This window comes from Sphingobium xenophagum, assembly GCF_002288285.1.
In the GTDB taxonomy this organism is placed as follows: Bacteria; Pseudomonadota; Alphaproteobacteria; order Sphingomonadales; family Sphingomonadaceae; genus Sphingobium; species Sphingobium xenophagum.
The window spans coordinates 21214-43049 of the sequence record NZ_CP022746.1 but is presented as its reverse complement, the minus strand read 5'-3'; the positions used below and the strand labels follow the sequence as shown (position 1 = coordinate 43049).

16 protein-coding genes are annotated in these 21836 nt (G+C 59.5%); 8 read left to right on the top strand and 8 right to left on the bottom strand.

The window, feature by feature from the left end; genetic code table 11:
- Positions 1 to 225: 225 nt before the first annotated feature.
- The 5 genes from CJD35_RS15065 to CJD35_RS15045 all read right to left on the bottom strand — a co-directional run bounded on the left by CJD35_RS15065 (position 226) and on the right by CJD35_RS15045 (position 9876).
- Positions 226 to 1431, bottom strand: coding sequence for a Ca2+-dependent phosphoinositide-specific phospholipase C (locus CJD35_RS15065; RefSeq protein WP_244917284.1), 1206 nt, complete (start codon positions 1429 to 1431; stop codon positions 226 to 228).
- Positions 1428 to 3362, bottom strand: a complete 1935-nt coding sequence (locus tag CJD35_RS15060; protein WP_017181294.1) for a glycoside hydrolase domain-containing protein — start codon at positions 3360 to 3362, stop codon at positions 1428 to 1430. The genes CJD35_RS15065 and CJD35_RS15060 overlap by 4 nt, the downstream gene beginning before the upstream one ends.
- Positions 3359 to 4612 (bottom strand): YdcF family protein, encoded by a 1254-nt coding sequence (locus CJD35_RS15055; protein WP_017181293.1) that lies wholly within the window; start codon positions 4610 to 4612, stop codon positions 3359 to 3361. Before CJD35_RS15055 ends, CJD35_RS15060 begins: the two co-directional genes overlap by 4 nt.
- A gap of 10 nt (positions 4613 to 4622) precedes the next feature.
- On the bottom strand, positions 4623 to 7136 hold the full coding sequence (locus CJD35_RS15050) for a TonB-dependent receptor (RefSeq protein ID WP_174703661.1): 2514 nt from the start codon (positions 7134 to 7136) through the stop codon (positions 4623 to 4625).
- A gap of 340 nt (positions 7137 to 7476) precedes the next feature.
- The gene (locus tag CJD35_RS15045; RefSeq protein WP_241763571.1) at positions 7477 to 9876 is read right to left on the bottom strand and encodes a TonB-dependent receptor; all 2400 of its coding nucleotides are present in this window, start codon (positions 9874 to 9876) and stop codon (positions 7477 to 7479) included.
- 391 nt (positions 9877 to 10267) lie between these two features.
- On the opposite strand from CJD35_RS15045, the gene CJD35_RS15040 reads away from it, so the two are divergent.
- Positions 10268 to 11455 carry an acyl-CoA dehydrogenase family protein gene (locus tag CJD35_RS15040; RefSeq protein ID WP_017181290.1) on the top strand — a complete coding sequence of 396 codons (1188 nt, stop codon included), beginning with the start codon at positions 10268 to 10270 and terminating at the stop codon, positions 11453 to 11455.
- A gap of 65 nt (positions 11456 to 11520) precedes the next feature.
- Here CJD35_RS15040 and CJD35_RS15035 read toward each other — a convergent pair whose 3' ends face one another.
- Complete coding sequence (locus CJD35_RS15035) at positions 11521 to 12471, bottom strand: LysR family transcriptional regulator (RefSeq protein ID WP_241763570.1); 951 nt, start codon at positions 12469 to 12471, stop codon at positions 11521 to 11523.
- A gap of 248 nt (positions 12472 to 12719) precedes the next feature.
- On the opposite strand from CJD35_RS15035, the gene CJD35_RS15030 reads away from it, so the two are divergent.
- Both CJD35_RS15030 and CJD35_RS15025 read left to right on the top strand, forming a co-directional pair.
- Positions 12720 to 14048 carry an aminotransferase gene (locus tag CJD35_RS15030; protein WP_244917283.1) on the top strand — a complete coding sequence of 443 codons (1329 nt, stop codon included), beginning with the start codon at positions 12720 to 12722 and terminating at the stop codon, positions 14046 to 14048.
- Positions 14049 to 14111: 63 nt separating this feature from the next.
- Positions 14112 to 15296 carry an MFS transporter gene (locus CJD35_RS15025; RefSeq protein ID WP_017181287.1) on the top strand — a complete coding sequence of 395 codons (1185 nt, stop codon included), beginning with the start codon at positions 14112 to 14114 and terminating at the stop codon, positions 15294 to 15296.
- Between the two features lie 105 nt (positions 15297 to 15401).
- Here CJD35_RS15025 and CJD35_RS15020 read toward each other — a convergent pair whose 3' ends face one another.
- Both CJD35_RS15020 and CJD35_RS15015 read right to left on the bottom strand, forming a co-directional pair.
- Positions 15402 to 16205 carry an SDR family NAD(P)-dependent oxidoreductase gene (locus CJD35_RS15020; protein WP_017181286.1) on the bottom strand — a complete coding sequence of 268 codons (804 nt, stop codon included), beginning with the start codon at positions 16203 to 16205 and terminating at the stop codon, positions 15402 to 15404.
- Positions 16202 to 17041, bottom strand: a complete 840-nt coding sequence (locus tag CJD35_RS15015; protein WP_017181285.1) for a 2-keto-4-pentenoate hydratase — start codon at positions 17039 to 17041, stop codon at positions 16202 to 16204. Before CJD35_RS15015 ends, CJD35_RS15020 begins: the two co-directional genes overlap by 4 nt.
- Before the next feature lie 127 nt (positions 17042 to 17168).
- Between CJD35_RS15015 and CJD35_RS15010 the strand changes: the two genes are divergently transcribed.
- The 5 genes from CJD35_RS15010 to CJD35_RS14990 all read left to right on the top strand — a co-directional run bounded on the left by CJD35_RS15010 (position 17169) and on the right by CJD35_RS14990 (position 21833).
- The gene (locus CJD35_RS15010) at positions 17169 to 18677 is read left to right on the top strand and encodes an aldehyde dehydrogenase family protein (protein WP_095687221.1); all 1509 of its coding nucleotides are present in this window, start codon (positions 17169 to 17171) and stop codon (positions 18675 to 18677) included.
- 46 nt (positions 18678 to 18723) lie between these two features.
- On the top strand, positions 18724 to 19758 hold the full coding sequence (locus CJD35_RS15005) for a WD40/YVTN/BNR-like repeat-containing protein (RefSeq protein ID WP_241763569.1): 1035 nt from the start codon (positions 18724 to 18726) through the stop codon (positions 19756 to 19758).
- Entirely contained in the window at positions 19745 to 20233 is a 489-nt protein-coding gene (locus tag CJD35_RS15000) for a VOC family protein (protein WP_017181282.1), read from the top strand. The genes CJD35_RS15005 and CJD35_RS15000 overlap by 14 nt, the downstream gene beginning before the upstream one ends.
- Positions 20234 to 20300: 67 nt before the next feature.
- Complete coding sequence (locus CJD35_RS14995) at positions 20301 to 20906, top strand: amino acid synthesis family protein (RefSeq protein WP_017181281.1); 606 nt, start codon at positions 20301 to 20303, stop codon at positions 20904 to 20906.
- A gap of 18 nt (positions 20907 to 20924) precedes the next feature.
- The gene (locus CJD35_RS14990; RefSeq protein ID WP_241763568.1) at positions 20925 to 21833 is read left to right on the top strand and encodes an alpha/beta fold hydrolase; all 909 of its coding nucleotides are present in this window, start codon (positions 20925 to 20927) and stop codon (positions 21831 to 21833) included.
- Positions 21834 to 21836: the final 3 nt, after the last annotated feature.

Below are 21836 nucleotides of genomic sequence, written 5' to 3'. Positions count from 1 at the left end.
TCGCGGGTCTGGAGGCGTGATAGCCCTGTGCTGCCCGATCTGCACAGAATCCCACATACGTATTCAGGCGATTTCGCGCGACATCCCCCGCACCCCGGCGGTTCCCCGGCTGAATGGGCGGGCGTTGCGGCAAGGACGGGGAGGGACGAGGCGCCGTTATTTTGTCGGCGGACAGAGAGCGGGCTTGATCAAAGGTCCGCTAGCCAGAGAGGCGGTAGCCAATGCCTATCGTACGCTGCTGCAACGATAGACCAGCCTGTTGCAGCGCCATCCCTGCGCAAAGGGGGCAAGGTGATAGTCGTTGGCGTAGACATTCGGCGCGGTCAGATAATCGGTCGATATGATCTGTGCGCCGCTGGCCAGCGCTGCGTCGCGGCGCTTGCCTGAACCGTCGCGCGCATCAACGGTGTCAATGTCGGCGCGTGTCCGCACCAGATACCCTTTGCGGACAGCATCACCTATTTCAGCGCCGCGCGTCAGCGCATTGTCGAACAGCATGAAGGCCGTGTGCGCCATACCGGCCTGACCCTGGACGAAGGCGGCGCGTCCCTGAAGTGACGGGCGGCCGTCCAGATAGGGTGCGAAGGCTTTGAGATTCATGCCCGGTACGAGAAACAGGAACAGGAATTTGCCACGGGCCTGCCCCAGCGTTGGCCAGCGCTTTGCCAATGCGGCAGCTTCGAGGGTCGGCAAGTCCCCCCGCAGGTCGTCGGGCGTAAACAGCTTGTCGCGGCCAAGGATGCTGCGGATGCTGTCATCCACTTCATCGAACGCCGCCTTGTCGAAGGGCGGAATCTGTGTCGCGCCGGGGATCGCCTTGTCCAGGCCAGACAGCTTGGGCTCCAGCAGCACGAATACAGGGCTGTGGTTCGGCGTGGCGTCCGACCATTGTTTCATCAGTGTCAGGCAGTGGCGAAAGGTCGGGCACTGGCTGCGAAAATCCAGGTCCGCAACGTGCAGCACCTTCATCCCCGGCTTTGCCAATTCATCGCGATAGATTGGCGCGAGATCGGTCACCCCCTGCGCGCGCAACTGGCGATAGGGCAGGGGATCGGCATAGGCGCCACCGGCAGGATCGGGTTGCAGATCGATTTCTATGCTGCGAACGCCGCTGCGCAACTGCGCCTGCAACGGCATCTGCACATAGTCGAGGCTGACCGCCATGTCCGTCAGGCGACCGGGATGTTCATCCAGCATCTGCGCCTGCTGCGCGGGTAGCATCATGTCGTTTATTTTGGCCATGAACGCGGACAGACGTGGCGCCATCAGCGCCATCACGCGCGGATCGGCCGGGATTGCATAGCTGTTGTGCGTGCCGACCACTTGTATGGCGTTGATGGGTACGGCGTCCGCATTCGACGCAGGTTGCGCCACGGCCATTGCTCCACACAGGGTCGCGGCAAGGCCGGCCATCATCGCAAACCGTTTCACTGACCTGTCTCCTGCTGCATCGACCGGACCGGCAAGTCCGCTAAAGCTGTGCCGTTGATCCGAATGTTCCGGCCCATTGGCGTCGTGACGACATAGCGCGGGTCGCCGGGCGTTATCGGATAGAGGCCGAGCATGGCCCACACGTACCAGGCGGACATGGTGCCCGCGTCATCGTCCATGCCGTCGGCAAAACCCTGCGGTGACAAGGCAAAGCTGTGTCCTACCCAAGGCTGTGGCCGCACGCCGGAATTGACGTAGCGATGGGGGACCGACTGGGTGATATAGCGGTGCACCACCCGTTCGGTCGCAGCCTTGTCGCCCGCCCATGCAAAGAGATAGGGCGTATGAATGTCCGGCTGGTTCGTCATGTTGAACAGATTGTCGGCGAAGAAGCGATCCAGTTCAGGCCGGAACCGCGGGCCCAGCGTCTGCGCCAGCCAGGGGAGATCGAACACCGGGGCCCAGCGATATTGGGCCAATGTGCCCTGATATAGCCCCCGCGCCTTCACGATATCAGCATCGTCACCCAGATCCCGAAAGGTGGCCAGCCACATCGGACGATAGCTGAGCGCCCGCGCACGAAACGCCTGCGCGGTGGCGGTTTCGCCCAGGTCCGACGCCAGTTCGGCAATCGCCCAGTCATCATAGGCGGCCTCGATCTGTTCGTCCGGCGTCTTTCGCGCGAGCGTGGCGCTTTCGGCGACCATCCCGGCCAAGGCTGCCTTCGCGTCGAAATCGGTAATGCCCCTGCGTCGGAAATCGAGCAGGGCTATGCCCGCATGCTCGGTGCGCACGGTCAGAAATGGCTCGGTCGGCGTCGCCCAGCGCGCCTTGCCGCTCTGGTAGAGCCTCACCAGCGAGCGTGCGATCTGCGCGGCACGATCGGGATCGATCAGCGCGATCAGGGGCATTTGCGTCCGGTAATTGTCCCAGAGCGCCCAACTGGTATAATGCTGCTGTCCGGGGGAAATCCGTTGGACCATGCCATCGCTGCCGCGGAAGCGCCCGTCAGGGTCTGCGATGGCGACCGGCGACTGCATTACCCGGAACAATGCGGTGTAAAACAGTGCCTGCTGCTTTTGGGAACCACCGATGTGGATGCGGGAAAGTTGCCTGTTCCAGTCGGCCAATATCCGGTCGGCAACGGCCTGAAAGGGGCGGTCGCCCAGTTCGGCTTTACGTACATTGGCTGCGGCTGCCGGATCAACCGAGGAAAGGCCCGTGCGCAGTTCGACAATATCGCCGCTGCGCACCTTCAGCGCCAGTTGCGCATCGTGCGCCGGGTCGCCTTGCCAGATTGCCGTTACCGGATTGCCATTATGGGTCAGACGGGTCGCTGAGTGGAGATGATAGGTGCCTGCGTCACAGACGGTGCCTGCCGAAAAACTGGCCTGTAGATCACCGTCCGGCTGCGCCTGCCAATGGGCGGCGATGCGCCTGGAATAGCCACGATCGAAGGCGATCATGACGTTCACCTGTCCGGATTTCGGCATGGTGAAGCGCAAGGCGCCCGCTCCGCGCGTGGCGGTCATCTCCGCAAGGATGCCCGGACCGTAACTTACGCCATAATAGCCCGCATGGGCGCGCTCACGGCGCTTGTCGATCGGCGCGGAACCAGTGGCGTCATCATAGGCAAGCATGACCTTGACGTCGCCACCCGCCCCGTCACAGCCGACACCGACGCCGCGCGTGTGCGAAAATCCGGTAAGCGTGGTGGCGGCATGGTCATAGCCTGCATGATTGGCAGGCGTCGTGTCAGGGCCAAGCTGGACCATGCCAAAAGGGGCGACGGCCGCCGGGCTGAGTTGCCCATAATCGGCGAGCGTGCCTACGAAGGGATCGACCAGTCGCCCCGGCTCGCGCGCGCCCGCCGTCGCGGCAATTGCGCCATATGCCAGGATTGCCGATAGGGTAGAGACGATGCGGTTCATGGATCGAGCGGGTCGATGGCTTCGACATGGAAGGCCGCCGGGTCCGGCGTGAACATCAGCGTGAACTGATCAGGCCCCGCTGTCAGGCGACCGGGCTGCACGCCCATTTCGGCGAGATTGCGCTGCGCCAGGATGTCGCTGCCGATATATTGGATCGTGCGATGATCCGACACGACCAGCGCTGGCCGGTCGGTCGGAAATTTCGCTGCCAGCAACAGCCGCGCGCAGTTGCGCAAATTGGTGGTGGTATGGCGCGCGTGCGGTTCCATCAATATGCGGTCGGCGGGCAGGCCATATTGCGTGACAAGCAGCCGCTTCATCTCGACCGCTTCGTTGAACGGTGTGCGATTGGGATGAACATTGCCGCCCGACACGATGATGAACGGCGCGACGCCGCGCGCGAACATATCGGCGGCGATGGACAGGCGGATATGCCCCAACACGCCCGTGCGCGATTGCGCATCCTCTGGTCCGTGACCAAAGACCAGCAAAGCGGTATAGGGCTTTCCGCGCCAGTTCATTGCGTCGATGGCGCGGTTCGTTGCGGCATTGTCGCCGCCGAGCAATGGCCGGAAATTGCCCGCGTCGATGCGTTCGTTCATTTGCAGCAGGCCCGTCGCATAACGCAAGGCGGGATCGAAAAACAGGTCGTTGCCCTTGGCCTGCGCAGCGGTGGCGACACCGTGCGCGCTCAAAATGTCGGCCATCTGTGGCGACGCTACAGGAAAGATGGTCGCATCTATGACAGGATAGCGCGGCGCCACACCCTTGGCATAGACAGCGATCACGCGGTTGGTTGCCGCCGCCGTTTCCGCCCATGCCGCAGCCAGCAGATCGGCATCGGACACAGCCGCATATCGCGCAAAACGTCCCGATGGGCGCATCTGCTGCGCGACCAGCGCCTTGCCCAGTTTGGGATCGTCCAACAGGAGCCGCAGGCGGGCCTGCACCAAGGCGATGTCCGCATCGGTCCATAGCCACGCATCGGCCAGACATTGCGGCGATGGCGTGCATGTGCCTGTGGGAATGCGTGCCGCGCGATCGGCCATCAGCGTTTGCAGAACATTGTCGTCCCGCAATGCCTGGGCCCATCCGTCCGCTGTCCGCAACATGGCGAACAGCGGAAAGACGCGCGTCGACAGCGTGTCGGCGAAGGGTGATGCGTACCCTGCAGGTTCCTGCGCCGCCGCCGTTACCGACGCCAGCGACAGGGCAATCGCCACGAAAGGCCCGAAGGCGCAGGCACGCATCAGGCGCAAATCACCAGCTCCGGCTAAGGATGAAGCGGAAGTTGCGGCCGAACACCGGACGACCATAGATCGCATCGCTTGCACCTTGCCCGGCAAGCTGGTCCGTGCGGGGATTGCCTTCGGTCAATCCCTTGGCGTTGCTCAGATTGTCGCCCACCACCTGGAAGCGCCATTTGCCGTAGGTCATGGCCGCGCTGGCGCCGAAGGTCTGATAGGCGGGCAGCGCGGTCAGATTGAAAAGGTCGACATAACGGCGACCGACCCATTCATAACGCCCCGCGATCTGCAATTCGCCTTCGCCAACCGGGAAGGTGAATGCCGGGCGCACATTGCCGAAGAATTTGGGCTCGCGGATGATCTGATTGCCGTTGACTGCGCTGGGATCGGCACCGGACGAGTTTTGCAGGTTGCGATATTGCGCATCGGAATAGGTGATCGAACCGGCCAGTTCGAACCAGCGGACAGGCGCAATCTTGCCATCGATTTCCACCCCCTTCACGACAGCTTCCCCGATGAAGGGCACGGACTGGTCGTTGCGGCCGGTCGCCGGGTTGAAGGCGATGAACGAGGCGTTGAACGGGTTAAATTTGGTGTAAAATCCCGTCACATAGACATAGGCCGGGCCGTAGCTTGCCTTGACGCCCAGTTCATACTGCCGCGCCTTGGTCTTGATGATGGTCGGCGCCGGGGTGGATACGACGCCCATCTGCGGGGGCACTTCCAGATTGGAGACGCGGCCATAGGCGCCCAGATTGCCGTTCAAATCGTAATTGGCGCCCAATGTCCAGTTGGTCGCCGAAGGCTTGAGCGTCCGGGTTACGATCGCACCCGTGAAGGCGCGGGTGTTATTGTCGGCTATCGTGGTGGGATCGCCCAGATTGGCGCTGGTCGACAGCAGCGAATAGCCATCATAATCGTACCATTCCTTGCGGATGCCGCCGTCTATCTTCAACCCGTCGGTGACGTCCCAGGTGTCGTTTGCGTAGATCGCGATCATCTTCGCATCGGCCTTGCCCTGGTTGAGCGTGGTCGTGTAGCGCAAAACCCCATTTTGCGTGACCGAGCCAAGCACAGCGCCCGTGGCCGAATAAGCGACAAGATCGAGCGTGCGTGGCCGGCTCCTCACTTCGATCAGCATGTCCTGATAGGCCTGGAACAGCGTGTTGCCGTAGAATGACCCATAGGTGCCGACGCGCACGTCGTGCGTGCCAAAGTCGGTTTCGAATTGGCGGGTCACGCTCAGATCAGCCTGTCCCGAATAGAATTTGGATTCCGAAACGCGATACTGGCCGGACATGACCAGTCCGGAAGCGGCATAGGGATCATAGACCGTCGCGCCGTTCGTACCGGCAATCGCATAGCCCAGCCGCGCCACGTCAGCACCGAAGGCCGTGCGTGCGGCGGCCAGATTGCTGGCGATGAAGGCATTGCCATCGACCGGGTTGGTGGTCGAATAGAAGGCGTCGAAGCTGTTCTTGCCCTTGGTAAACCCGCCCTTGGCGGATACGATCCAACCGTCGAAATCGCCTTCATATTGAATGCCGGCGTTGAAGAAGCGGATATGGCGGCCATCGGCCAGATCGCGCGTCATGCTCTGGGTCACGCCTGCGCCATCGCGATATTTGAAGTTCACGTTGCGCAGCGACGGCGAGTTCATCGTGCCGGTGTGATAGTCGATGTAAGGATCGAGCGAGACGGAGGGATTGCGCGGATCGGCGATCGGGATCGGCAGATAGAACAGGTTGTGATCGTTCGTATACTGCATCGTCACCTTGACGAAGCCATTATCCAGATCATGGTTCAGATTGGCGCGGATCTGGCCACCCTTGTCGTTGGGAAAGCCGGCGTCGCGATAGCCATCATGCTGGCGCAGGAAGCCGCCAATTGCGTAATAGCTGCTATCGCTGATGGGACCAGACTGCATGGCGTCGAGCCGATAGAGGCCGGTATCGCCCAGCGTGATCTGCGCCTTGCCACGCGATTCCGGGCCGCCGGTTACCGTGATGTTATTTGCAATGGCGGCGGCGCTGCTCGCGTAGATCGGCGCTGGACCACCGCGGACGATTTCGACCCGCTCGGTCATCAGATCATAGCGGTTCATGCCGTCGCCGGAGTTGAAGAACACGCCGTCGATCTCATGATAGAGCGGCAGCCCGTCCTGCTGGAAGATCAGATAGCCGCGATCGGTCGGGATGCCGCGTACGCGGGTGATGTTCTGCACCTCGCCGCCCGTCGCTTCCACCTGAATACCCGGAACCGTGCCGAGCAGATCGGCGAAATTCTTGGGCGCGATCTTCTGGATTTCGCCCTCGCTGAGCGAATTGACAGCATAGGACACGTCAAAGCGGCGTTGGGCGCGCGCGCTGCCGGTCACGACGATGTCCGATTCGGCATCTTCGTCCGCACCGGCAGCAACGGCTGGCGCGGCTTCCTGCGCGGCGGCAGCGCCGGATAGCGACAGCGCCAGTACGCTGAGCGACGTGATCAAAATGGCGGCTTTGGACGTGTGAACTGTAGGTTGCATTGAGCGACTCCCCCGCTTGGATGACGGGCGGTTAGGGGCGCTTCGCGACACAGCCATGACAGTTTGGCCGGCCGACGTCGGAAAGGGTGAGGATGGTTCGTAAAAAAATTTGACGCGCCTTGGCGCGTCATGCCTGGCCCCGATCAGGTCCGCGCCTTGGCGGCCAACCTGCTCTGCTGCCCCTCTCGATCACTCGAATTGTCGGATACAACCAACAGATTTGAAACGATAATGTTGTCGTCGAGAGCGTTATCGCGTTGCTTGAGATGGAGGCTATCTGGTTGCGGTCAGGAGGAAATGGCCCCGGAGCCATGCAGCTCCGGGGTTGGGCACCGGCTGCTTATCGTGCGCCAAAAGGTATGCGCAGGGTCGCACCATATGTGGCCGGGGGCGCATAGATGGAGGTGACGCCCAGAATGCCGAGGTTGAGGGCATAGGCGCGATAGGCCTTGTCGAACACATTGCGTCCCCATGCGGTGAGCGACATGCCCGTGCCTTCGTGCCGATAGGTCAGGGACGCGTTGGTGACATTATAGGCCTTCTGCTGCGAACCCAGGCCGTTGGTCACTTCCAGATATTGATCGTCATACCATACGCCGTCGATCTGCGCGGCGATGTTGCCGCCCAGAACGTCATGGTTGTAGCGCAGCAGATAGTTGACGCTGAAGCGCGGGGCGTTTGGAAATTGTGCGCCTTTAATGGTCTTTTGCGGGAAATCGCAGCGGAACAGGCCGCCCAGATTGGTGCAATATTGACTGTCAGGCGCTCCCGGAAAAAACTCCGGTCCAAACTGGACGTCGGTCGCCGGTATGCTGTCGACCGACGATGTTTCCCATGTGCCGCCCAACACAACATCGAAATTTTTCGACGGGGACCAGAAGGCTTCCAGCTCTGCGCCCGTCGCATGGGCATTGCTGTTGAAAACATGGGGTACGCCGCCGGCAAGGGAAAAAGCCTGATAATCATCGTAGATATAATGGAATAGGGTGCCGTTGAGGCGCAGCGATCGCCCTAGCAGGGATGTTTTGAATCCTGCTTCGAAGCTGTTGAGCGTTTCAGGCCGGTGCTGGAAATCAGCGGCTGCGATATTGGATGAAAGCGACCAGTTGCCGCCCTTGATACCCCGGTTCCAGGATGCGAACAGCAGCGTGTCTGGAGTGGCCTGAAAATTGAGGGACGCGCGGGCTGCCCAATCGCCATATTTTTCACGATTGACGCCAGGTACGACGGCCGCCAGATCCTTGTCGGTGAACAGCACGACGGGGTTGGGTTGCGGCGCGTAGGTGGGATCGCTCAGGATGTTAACATAGGCGATGGATTTATTATCTTTCGAATATCGGCCACCCAATGTCAGTGACAATCGATCCGTCAGCGTGATGTCGCCCTGAGCGAATAGCGACCAGTTTTTCGACCTGATCTTGTAAAATTGATCGACGGTCGGGACGGAGAAACCGCCATTTCCCGACACTGCCAGATCGTAGATCGGCGCGCCGGTGACGCCGTGAACGCCGTCATAGAACATGTTGAGATAATAGGCGCCAAGCTGCCATTTCAGACGGTCTGTCTCGCCCGCAAACCGCAGTTCCTGCGAAAACTGGTGAAAGTTGATCGAGGTATCGACGTTGACGATAAGGAAGGGCAGCGCATCGCCATCTTCTGCATAGGTTTTGTCCATCTCCAGATAATTTGTGATGGATGTCAGCTTGGCCGCGCCAAGATCCCAGTTCAGTTCGGCCTGGTAGCTGTTCATCACCCGGTCGAGCCTGCCTTTGCGCTCGCCGAAATGAACCCATGGCGATGCTGCTTCGCCAGTGACACCGTTGATCACGCCATTCTGATCGTCGCTCAGGCCCGCCGCATTGGTGTTGCAATAGCCATTGTCGAGATAGACGCAGTTTTCAAACACATAGCCGCCGGTCGCGACATTATTGTCTTCGGAATGCTTGTACCAGAGGCTGAGCGTTGCATCGGGTGAAAAGTCCGCCTGGATATTGAGGCGCGCCGCCCATCCGTTTTTGCCGCCCAGATCCTGTCCGCTGCCTGGCGCGATCAGCGAACCATCGGGCGCCAGCGTGTCGCGGGACTTGATATAGCCATCGGCCTTTTCCATGCGGGCGGCGGCGCGGAAGCGCAGCCCCGGCGTGAGTTGCCCGCCGACGGCGCCTTCCAGAGACTTGCTGTCAAATCGGCCATATTCGCCCTGAACATAACCGTTCAATTCGTCACGACTGGCATCTTCGCTGAGATAATGGATCAACCCGCCAGTGGCATTGCGACCGAACAACGTACCCTGCGGTCCGCGCAGGACCTCCACACGCTTAATGTCGAACAACTGGCCCGAAATCGCGTTCATCGATGCGATGTAGGCATTGTCCTGATAGACAGCGACCGGCGCTTCCAGATTATCGGTAAAATTGCTCTGCGATATGCCGCGCAGGCTGAAGATGGTCAGGTTCGGCGACCAGGCATTGACGCGCAAAGAGGGGATTTGCTGCGTGATCTGCGTCGTTTCGGTGATGCCCAGGCGGTTGATCTGTTCGCCGGTAAAGGCGCTGACCGAAATGGGAACTTTCTGCAGACTTTCACTGCGCTTGTTGGCGGTGACGACGATTTCGCCGAACAGTGCCGGCTGCGCGCCGTCATCAGTGGTTTCCTGAGCGCTAACCAGAACCGGAACGGTCAACGCCGAGCACGCCAATATCAACGAAACGCACCGCGCGGCGCGTGTCTTATTCTGCATGATCACTCACTCCCTAGATTTTTTTGTCCCCACAGCACTGCGAACAGGCAAGCTGCAAAACGAGCCGTCGTGACGCGGCAATATAAATTTACAGCAGGCGGTATTATGCTTTCATTGTTCCTAAATGGAAACAATTAATTGATCGATGGAGCCGGTTTTTCTGATTTGAGCGCTGTCAGGCAGATGAGAATGTAACATACTGAATATAGACATTAAATAATCAATCATGGACGCGCTTCATGTTGCCATCACGCAACAATCGCGAGAATTATAGCCGATTGTCAATTGAGATCGCCATGAGGTACATTGGATCAATCGTCGCAGTGATTCGCTGCCCGAAAAGGAGAGCAACGTGCCTCAGGTCCTGAAAGCCGCAAACGGATTATCGCAAATGCACCCTCTGGAAACCAGCATCACCCCGGACGCCATTGTAGAGCGCGCCCGTGCGCTCGTTCCGATCTTGCAGGAGCGTGAGGCACAGGCGATCACCAACAGGCAGGTGCCGGCGGAAACCATCGCTGCGTTTCAGGAGGCCGGCTTTTTCAAGATATTACAGCCCAAACGCTATGGCGGCTATGAAATGTCACCGGCTGTCTATTGCGAGGTGGCAAAGACGCTGGCGGAGGGCTGCATGGGCAGCGCGTGGGTCTATGGCGTCGTCGCCGTTCACAACTGGCAGCTCGCCCTGTTCGATCCACAGGCCGCAGAAGATGTCTGGGGCCAGGACCAAAGCGTGCTGATCAGTTCATCCTATATGCCAACTGGGCAGGCCAGGAAGGTGGATGGTGGATATCGGTTCAGCGGTCGCTGGGCATTTTCGAGCGGGTCGGCGCATTGTTCATGGGTGATATTGGGCGCGAACATGGTTGCAGAAGGGGGGGATGGTAAAGCCGAACCCTATAATTTCCTGCTGCCGCGCAGCGACTATACTATCGTCGATACCTGGAATGTGATGGGCCTGTGCCCGACCGGAAGCAACGATATCGTTGTGGATGACGTGTTCGTCCCGGAGCATCGCGTCCTGCGCGAACGCGACATGTTCAATCTGGATTGTCCCGGACACGCGCTCAACAGCGAAGCGCTCTATGCGATTCCGTTTGCGCAGCTTTTCAACCGGACGGTTTCGACCACGTCCATAGGTTCGCTGCGACGGGCATTGAATGTGTTTGTGGAAACGACGCGCAAGAAGCGCACGACTTATACCGGATTGAGCGTGGCGAGCGATCCGACGATCCAGAAGGCGGTCGCGGACGTGAAGCTCATATTGAGCGATCTTGAGCTGCGGCTCGCGGCGGATCTGGCGGAGTTGGAAGCCAGGGCGGTAAGTGGCGACTGGCCGATCGAGCGCCGCGCGGAATTGGGCCATAGCACCACCGCCATGGTTTCGCGCTGCGTCGAAGCAATCGACAAGCTGATGCTGTTTTCGGGAGGAAAGGCGATCTATTCTGGCAATGTCGTCCAGCGCGCTTTCCTCGATATTCACTGCGCCCGCGCGCATGTCGCCAACAATCCCTATCCCTATGCGCGCAATGTCGGCGGCCTTGCGTTCGGTTTCGACAATGATTGCATGGATTTGTGATCGGATCAGATCAACCCCGGCTTATCCTGGCCCTGCGAGGGGCCGGATACCGAGCTGAAGTGGCGTCAGGATTTCAGGTCGTGCGCGAGTGCCAGCAGGGGGGCTGAAGCGTCCGGCTTGTCAGGCCGCATATTTTCACGAACGAAATCGACGAACGCCCTGACCTTGGAAAGGGCGAAATTGCCGCGCGGGAAGATGATATGAAGCGGGATGCTTTCGCTGACCACATCGGTCAGGAGCGGTTCCAGCCGGTTCGCCGCGATGTCTTCTTCCACCAGGAAGCGAGGCAGGTAGCTGATGCCGAGACCTTGAAGCGCGGCCTCGCGCGCCATGCGAACCGAATTGCTGGTCAGCGGGCCGCGATTGACGGTAACCGAAACATCATCGGAAAGTCGCCATTCGCCCACTTTCGAGAGATGGGTTTCAATGATGAAAGTGTGATCCTTCAGATCATGCGGCGTATGCGGCTTGCCGGTCTTGGCGAGATAGGCCGGCGCTGCGATCAAAGCCATCGGATAATCCCGAAGCAGCACATATTCAAAGCTGGAGTCAGGTGGATCGCCCATCCAGAAGGCCACGTCGAAACGACCTTTGAGCATTCCGACATGGCTGTCCGACAAGTTGAGGAACAGGCGTACGTCGGGATAGGTTTGCAGGAATCTGGGTATTATCGCCGTCAGGTCGAACAGCGAGGAAACGACGGGCGCATTGACCTTGAGATCGCCGCGAGGCTTTGACACCATCCCGGTGATGATCTGATTTGCCTCGTTCACCTCATCGACAATTCTGGCGCAGCGCGCATACATTTCGCGTCCGGCAGGGGTCAGCGAAACGGAACGCGTCGTCCGTTCCAGCAGGCGCACGCCAATGCTTTGTTCGAGTTTGGCGATTTGGCGGCTGACGGCGGCCTTTGAATAGCCCAGCAAATTGGCGGCGTTCGAAAACCCCCCTGTGCTTACAACGGCGGCGAACGAGATCATCGCCATCACGTTACCTAGGTCCGGTCTTTCTTCCATGCCTCTCCCTCTTTCATAGAGCCAGATTAGTCAATCGGATTGCTGAAATAGGGCGAAAGCTAAAGGCGCGCTTGTTCGTAATTGTTGCGATTATGCAAAAATAATATTGTTTTGATATTCACTGTTGCGTATGCAGATGCCCATGCACGAGTGTGCGCCCACTTGAATTGCATGGCGGCGATTCGTGTTGTGGTGATCGACGGAGATTTATGATGTTTGAGAAGCTTTCCCAATCCTCGCAGCGTGACGTGAGCAGCCAGTTTCATCCGTTCACATCGATCAACGATCTGAAGGCTGAAGGCACGATGATGATGGAATCGGGCTCCGGCGTGCGGGTTCGGGACATTCACGGCAAGGAATATCTTGATGGGATGGCCGGCCTTTGGTGCGTGAACCTTGGCTATGGGCGCAAGGAAATCTCCGAGGCGATTGCACGTCAAAGCGAGAAGCTTTCGTTTTTCCACACCTTCAACGGCATGAGCACGGATGTTGTGGGCGAATGCGCGGAGGCGCTGCTGGCGCGCGCGCCGGTGCCCATGTCTCGCATCTTCTTCGGTACGTCGGGAAGCGATGCGAACGAAACGCAGCTCAAGATCATCTGGGTTTACAACAATTTGCGCGGGAAGCCTGAAAAGAAGAAGGTCATTGCGCGCTGGAATGCCTATCATGGCTCCGGCGTCGCCACGGCCAGCCTGACCGGCCTGCCGGGCATGCATAATCTGTTCGATTTGCCCAAGGGGCCGATCCTGCATGTCAGCGCCCCCTATTATTACCGAAAGGCGCCTGACGGCATGTCCGAGCGGGAATTTTCCCGCCAGCTCGCCAAGGAACTGGAAGATGTGATCGAGCGGGAAGGCGCGCATACCATCGCCGCATTTTTCGCAGAGGCCGTAATGGGCGCTGGTGGTCTCATTCCGCCGCCCGAAGGCTATTTTGAAGAGATCATGCCGATCCTCAAGAAGAATGACATTCTGCTGGTCGCGGACGAAGTGGTTTCGGGCTTTGGTCGTCTGGGCACCTATTGGGGCAGCCAGACATATGGATATGAACCCGACCTCATTACCTCCGCCAAGGGGGTGACGTCAGGCTATTTCCCCATGTCGGCCGTGTTCATTTCTCCCAAGGTTTGGGACGTTCTGGACTCCGGCGCGGACAAGATCGGCGTATTTGGCCATGGTTACACCTATTCGGCCCATCCTGTCGGCGCGGCGGCCGCGCTGGCCGCGCTCAAGCTGATCGATGAGCTCAAGGTGGTTGAAAATGTAGCCGATGTTGGCCCCTACATGATGCAGGGCTTGCGCGACCGGTTGGGCCAGCATCCCCATGTCGGCGATATTCGGGGCCAGGGCCTGATGCTGGGCATCGAACTGATGCAGGACCGTGAGACAAAGCAAATCCTGCCGCCGGAAAATCGCACCGGGCGTCAGGTTCTCAAAGCGGCGGCGCAACGGGGGCTGATCACCCGCGCATTGGGCGACACGCTTGTCTTCGCCCCGCCGCTCGTACTCACGCGTGCGGAAGCCGACGAGATCGTCGACAAATTCGCGCTGGCCGTCGACGATGTTTTGAAAGCCTGATCGCATAACGGCCGTCCAGACTTTCTGGGCGGCCCGTTCACTAAACCTTGGGAATGGGGCGACATGGAGCTTAACACGGCGATTTCGGGCCTGGGCGCTGCGGAACAAGGCGCGGAACGCCTGACCAGAGGCGGACTGATTTCTGCAATATTGCTTGGGCTGGTCGGCGCGGTCGTGATTTTCGTGACGCCCGGTTTCCTGGCGGTAATAGCGCAGAAAACCGGGTTTAACGACGACCAGCTGGGTTATCTGGCGGCCTGGGACATCAACGCCATGGGCGTGACGATCGGCCTCAGCACATTTGCTTTGTCCAGAGTGCCCTGGCGTGTGGCCGTAGGTCTTGGCCTGGCGCTCATAATAAGCGGAAATATTTTAACGGCAGCCGTTGTCAGTTTTCCGGCCATGGCCGCCGCGCGGGTCGTGGCCGGGGCAGGGGAAGGAATTGCGATAGGCTTTGCCTTTGCAGCTTTGGGCCGCGCGAAAAATCCGGATCGGGCGTTTGCCATATATCTGGTGACCGGCGCCGCATTGAGCTCGCTGTTTCTCTACTTTCTTCCCGCGTTGATGGCGATGTTCGCGCCAAGCACCATTTTCATCGCCAATGCAGGGCTTACGGCTCTCGTGCTGCTCTCGCTACGGGCCTTTCCCGACGGCAGCAAGGATGAGCCGGACATATTCGCGGCGGGCGGCGGCAAGCTGGACCTGCGGGTGGCATCCGGCGCGCTTGTCGGCGTGTTTCTGCTCTTCTTCGCCATGGGCGGGGTGTGGAGCTATGCCGAGCGCATCGGCCAGTTGAGCCGTTTGACGGACAACGCCATTGCCAGCGGGCTGTCCATTGGAACCATGGCGGGCGTCGTCGGGGCAGGGCTGGCAGGTGTCCTGCCGCGCCGCTGGGGACGGAGCTGGCCGTTGATATTCAGCGGGTTGATCGGCACCATCAGCTTTCTGTTGTTCCGCGACCAGGTTTCGAGCACGGCCTATATCCTGGCCTGTGCGATGATGTTGTTCAGCTGGAATTTCGCGCAGCCGCTTTTGTCAGGAATATGCTCGGAAGCCTGCAAACGCGGACGCGTGGTGTGCGCAATGGCGTCGATCCAGACATTTGGCACGGGGCTGGGCCCCGCTGCTGCGGCGGCTAGCCTGATCACGGGATCTTTTGCGGTCATGATCTATGCCGCAAGTCTCATATTGGCGCTCAGCATCATTGTCACAATTTCGACTGCACAATGGGGACGCAGCCCCGCATGAGGGAGATGGCGGGCATATAGTCCCGCATAACGACGCGCCGATGCGTTGCGATCATCGTCCGACGGTTGAAAACGGGCTGCCCCTCTCAGGGCAGCCCATTGCCGTTTAGAGGAATATGGCGCGCGACAGGCCGCCGTCGACGGCGATCGATTCGCCCGTGATCCCGCTGCCCAGATTGGAGCACAGGAACACGATCGGATCGGCTACTTCTTCCACTTCGAGCATGCGTTTCAGCGCGGCCGGATCACCGGCTTCGCGCGCGACGATCGCATCGACCGTGGTGCCTTCCTCGGCCGCCATTTCGGCGAACCATTCCTCGATATGTTCGGTCCGGGTGACGCCGGGGTGAATGATGTTCACCGTGATGCCATCCTTGCCCACTTCGTCCGACAGCGTCTTTGTGAAATGGACGAGCGCTGTATTGCGCATGCCCGACAGCGCTTCGGTGCAGCGCGCGGTCAACCCGCCAACATTGACGATCCGTCCCCAGCCAGCCTTGCGCATGTAAGGGACGCACGCCTTTGCCGTGCGGAAATAGCCGAACAATTTTGTATTGAGGTCCAGCATGAGCGCATCTTCGTCCGCTTCCTCAATGGCATTGCGCACCAGTCCGCCCGGCGCTGCGGCGCAATTCACCAATATGTGAACGGCACCGAATTTTTCCACTGCGATATCGACAAGCGCCTGAACCGATTCCTTGGACGTGGTGTCGGTTGGAACCGCGATGATCTCGCCACCTGTTTCGTCACGCAATTGCTGCGCTGCCGCTTCAAGCTTCGAAGCGGTACGCGCAGCGATCACTACCTTGACGCCGGCAAGCGCCAGCTTGCGCGCCGTTTCCTTGCCAATGCCAACGCCACCCCCTGTGATGACGGCAACCTTGCCTTCAATACCAAGTTTCAAATTCATAACGACTGGTCCTTCTCGTCTGACGGAATGAGGGAGATACGGGCCGCAGGTGCGCCGTCGAAGCTGACGCTTATAGTGTCTCCTGCGAAAATCTCGGTCGCGCCGGTCGTGGTGCCCGATGCGATCAACTGTTCTTTCTTCAAATTGTCATTTTCGTTTTCGCGCAACCAGTTGGCCAGCCAGACGACAGCATCAAGCGGGTTGCCCAAAACTCTTGCGGTCGAGCCTTCGACAGGCGCCTCGTCATTGCGGCTGAGCTTGGCTGGCATATCGGCAAACCTGTCTTCCCACTGCGACGACAGTTTGCCGCCGAGCACAAGGCCGTAGGCATTGACATTGTCGGCGATCAGCAGGGGCAGCGATTGGTGATCGTCGGTAAAACGGGAAAAGACGATCTCGATGCCGGTATAAATCCCCTTGAGCGCCGCGCAGATGTCGGCCCGTGTATAGGGCCTGTCCACCACCGGCAGATCGCTGCCCATTTCGAACACCAGTTCTGCCTCCGCATATATTTCCGGCACGACCGCGAAAATCTGGCTGCGGTCCGAAAATATCGCGCTGGCCGGAAGGCGACCCACGGTTGGCTCGGCAGCGCCGAACGCGTCCTGCGGGGCCTTGCCGGTCAGGCCCAGTTTCCACACCATGATGGGTTGACCAGTCCGGGCGTGGATTCTGCGCTGAATGGCATACGCCTCGTCAACGCTCGGAAATTGCTGGGGCAGGGGCGTCGACATTCGCCTTTCCCCGGTAGCCGCGAGCAGTGCCCTTTCAAGATCGAAATTGTTGTCCTGCACCATGATTCCTTCGGTCTGAACGTCTTTGGCATTGTCGTGCATATGCAACAAATAATCTGATAAATCTATAATTGTTTACATTGTGTCGATCCGCTATTAGATGGATGGAATCGCTCAGGCGTCAAGGCGCCGCGGGCAGAACAGGTTTCAGCAATTGAGGGTCAAGGCCATGTCAGAACAGTCTACAGCATATGCAAAGGCCGAAGCGCTTCGCTCTGATCTCGGCAAAACGCCCCGCGGGCTGATTATCGATGGGAAATCGGTGCAGGCGCAGTCGGGCAAGACCTTCGCCACCGTAAATCCTGCGACGGGCCAGGAAATTTGCCAGGTGGCAGAAGGTGGCGTAGCCGACGTCGATCTGGCGGTCAAAGCCGCGCGCAAGGCGCTGGTCGATCCCAGCTGGCGCGACATGAGCGCAGTGGATCGCTCCAAATTGCTGAATCGTCTGGCCGATCTGATCGAGCGCGATGCAGCAGAGTTGGCCGTTCTTGAGTGCATGGACAATGGCAAGCCGGCAACGCTGACCCAGGCCGTCGAAATCGAAGGTTCGATCAAGACCTTCCGCTATTATGCCGGTTGGCCGACGAAATTTGGCGGTGAAACGCTGCCGGTATCGCCCCGCAGCGGCGCGAAAATCCTGAATTATACGGTGCGCGAGCCGGTGGGCGTTTGCGGACTGATTGTGCCGTGGAATTATCCCATGTCGATGGCGGCATGGAAAGTGGCCCCGGCGCTGGCAGCAGGTTGTACCGTTATCCTCAAGCCAGCCGAGCAAACCCCGCTGACGGCCCTGCGGCTGGCTGAACTGGCTCTGGAGGCCGGTATTCCTGCTGGCGTTTTCAATGTCATAACCGGCTTTGGCGAAGCGGGTGCGGCACTGGTCGACCATCCAGGCGTGGACAAGGTAGCCTTCACCGGGTCGACCGCTGTCGGCAAGGCGATCGTGCGCGGCTCTACCGTCAATCTCAAGAAGGTCAGTCTCGAACTGGGTGGAAAATCTCCGCAGATCGTCCTGCCTGACGCTGATCTCGATGCCGCCGCGGCATCTGTAGCGGCGGGGATATTCTTCAATCAGGGGCAGACCTGCACCGCAGGTTCGCGGCTCTATGCGCATGCCTCGATCCATGACGATCTTCTGGCACGGGTTGCTGACCATGCGGCGCGGCTCACGATCGGCAATGGTCTGGACCCGAGCGTGAATTTCGGTCCGCTGGTGTCACAGGAGCAATGGGACCAGGTGAGCGGCTATGTCGAAATCGGGAAGAATGAAGGGGCTGAAATCCTGATCGGTGGCGGTCGGCCAAAAGCCCATGGCGAGGGTTTCTTCTTTGAACCCACGATCATGGCAAATGCGGGCCGTGACATGCGCATCGCGCGAGAGGAAATCTTCGGCCCGGTGTTGAGCGCGCTGAGCTGGTCGGACCCCGAAGATCTGGTGGCGCAGGCGAATGATTCCGATTTCGGCCTTTCGGCAGGAATTTGGACGAACGACCTCAAGCAGGCGCACCGCCTAGCCGGAGCGGTCAAGGCCGGGACGGTCTGGATCAACTGTTTCAATCTTGTCGACAATGCCACGCCATTTGGCGGCTTCAAGCAGTCCGGCTGGGGGCGTGAGCATGGTCGCCAGGCGATGGAGCTCTACACCGAGATCAAGAGCATCTGGGTCAATCTGAGCTGAACGGCGTCGGACTATAGCAAGCATCGATAGAATAGCAGGAGACCTCATGAGCAGGACCATGATAGTTGCAACCGATGGGCAGGCGATCATTCGCACCCATGACGAGGGCAAGCATTGGTATCGGATCAATATCGGGCAGGATCTGGAATATGACGACCGGGTTCGCTGCCTGCTGATTGATCCCGCCAATCCCGAAGCGCTGTTTGCCGGGGCGGAAAAAGGTTTGTTCTACAGCGCTGACCATGGCGTTCACTGGAGCAGGATTGATTGTGCGCTGAACGGTCTTGCCGTGTGGAAGCTGGTGGTGAGCGAGAGTGATCCGAAGGTGATCTATGCCGGCACTGGCGCCCCTTCGCGCGCTATCCTGTTCCGTTCGCGCGATGGCGGAAAGAGCTGGGAACGCACGCCGCTGGAAATGCCGGAGTTTTGCGCGGGCGTGAATCGCCCCCGCATGCTGGCGCTTGCCGTCGACCCGGCCGATTCCAATGATGTTTGGGCAGGGGTTGAAGAAGGCGGCCTGTACCGCAGCCGCGATGGTGGCGATACGTGGCAACGCATCGATACGAGCTGGTCGGAATTTGGTGGCAATTCCGATCTGCATGACATCGTTATTCTGAAGCAGGACGATGGAACGACAGTGCATCTCGCGCTCACCGTCATCGCGCTCTATCGTTCCACCGACAATGGCGAGACCTGGGTCCGTCTGCCTGCCAAGGAAAGTTGGGGCCTGCGCTATTCGCGACTGCTGATGCGCAAGCCTGGCAGTAATCGGGAGATTGCATTGGGAATTGGTGACGGGACGCCCGGCACCACGGCCGCGATACTGACATCGGACGATGCTGGCCTGACCTGGACGAAGGCGGAACTCGACCGCCCTTCAAACTCCTGCATGTGGGCATTCGGCGCAAATCCGGCCGATCCTGATTTCATGCTGGCGGGAAGCAAATTCGGTTATCTGTATCTCTCGACAGATGCCGGAAAATCCTGGGCAAAGGAATGGCGCGAGTTCAACGAGATTACGGATCTGACCTGGATACCTGGAATTCCTGAAGATTTGGGGTTGCCGCATGTCACAAACTGAAACCTCCCCGATCCGGGTGGAGAAGATCGCCCATATCGTATTGTTCGTGAAGGACCCCGAACTCTCCGCGCAATGGTATAGCGACATCCTCAACATGAAGATCGTCGCTCGTGCCGCCGATGGCCCGTATAAGGGCGGCGTATTTTTGAGCTTCGGGGTCAGCGACCACGATATTGCGCTGTTTCCGGCAGAAGAAGGCGCGACCACAGGCAAAGAGTTTGAGCATGTCGGCCTGATGATGGCTGGCACGAGCATGGACGATTTGCGGCGGAACTACGCTTTTTTCGCGGAGCGTGGCGTCAAGATCGCCGAAATCCTGGACCATGGGGTTTCGACCGGGATCTATTTCTATGATCCTGACGGGCACATGCTGGAAGTGTTCTGCCAGCGCGTTCCCCAGGAAACCGGAGCCTCGCAGGCTGAACTGACCCGCAATCAGGGGCAGGCCGATCCGGTAGATCCGAGCCAACTTTAGCAGCGGTCGGCGAACTGGACCGCCAAGCCAACACACTTTGCCAAACGGCAGAGGCAGGGAGAATGACATGAAGACGTATGAGCCGAACTTCGGCGCTTTCCACATCCGCAAATGGTTCAGCCAGGTGGAAGAAATCTGGGCCGGTGAAACAGGCGCTCCTGCAGATGGCCAGCCTTTGGTCAAATATATGATCGGCGCGTGCATCAAGAACCCCTATGCCGGCCAGTTTGTCGAGGATCTTTCGGCCTGGATCGATGCCTCCCCGGAACTGGGCACGGAAATCGGGCGACGGCTGAATGCGCTGTCGGGTGGTGCCAAGATCGAAAGCTACGGCAAGGCGATCATGGTCGGCATCGATGGTGAGTATGAGCATGGCAATGCCCTGCTGACCAACCCGGCGGCCAATCCGGTCCGTGATGCAGTGGGCGGCGGCGCGTCATGGGTTCCCTCGACGGGCAAGCGCGGCGTTCCGGGCACTATTCTCGACATTCCCTTCGGCCACAAGGATGCTCTCTACGTTCGTTCGCATTACGACACGATGAGCGTTTCCTTCGATGATGCGCCCAATCGTGACGAAGTGATCGTTTGCTGGGCATTTGCCACGCGCGGACGGCTGAATGCGCGCCTGGGCGGCCTCAAGGCCGAAGATGCCGAAGGCAACGGACTGACCTGACGCATGAGCATCCAGACGATGACAGACCAAGGCCAGGCTCCGCTTCCCGTCGCGACGCTTGACAGGGAGCGGACCCGCCGCATTTCGAGCGGCACGTTGGATCTATATGTGCGTGAATGGGGTGACCCGGAAGCGCCAGCCATGCTGTTGCTGCATGGCTTGCGAGGCTATTCCGGGACATGGCGCAAGCTGGCATCGTCTCTGGCCGATCGCTGGCACATGATTGCGTTCGACGCGCGTGGCCGGGGGGAAAGCGACTGGGATGCGGAGCGCAACTATTATACCGACGCCTATCTTGGCGATCTGGAAGCGGTTGCCGATGCCCTGAAGCTCGATCGCTTCGTGCTGGTCGGTCATTCGATGGGCGGAACGACATCCTATTGCTACGCCGCCAAGCATCCGGATCGGTTGCTGGCTTTGGTCGTGGAAGACATCACTGCCGGTTCTTCGGTATCGGGTGCCGGGTTTGAACGGATCGTCGCAGAAATGGCTGCGTTGCCAACACGCTTTGCCGACTGGGCGGAGGCCCGCGCCTATTGGCGCAAGCTGCGGCCCAACGTGTCTGATGCAGCCATCGAGGAACGATTGTTTGAATCGATGCGGGCAGACGACAGCGGTTCGGTGGTATGGCGTTATGATGCGGATGGTATTGCGGCGACCCGCATTCAACCTGATCCATCGCGCGTGGTTGATCTGCACCCGGTGATTGCCGCGATCCGTACCCCCACTCTGGTGATCCGGGGCGGGCGATCGGATTTTTGCAACCTCGATAAGGTGAGGGAGCTGGAAGCCGGCAACCCCAGGCTCGCACATGCCAGCGTGGCTGAAGCCTCCCATTATGTTCATGACGATGCACATGAAAGTTTCATGCGCCTTGTCGAAGGTTTCCTTGCCGGCCTGAAGGTCGGTGGGGCGGCGCTTGGCTGACAG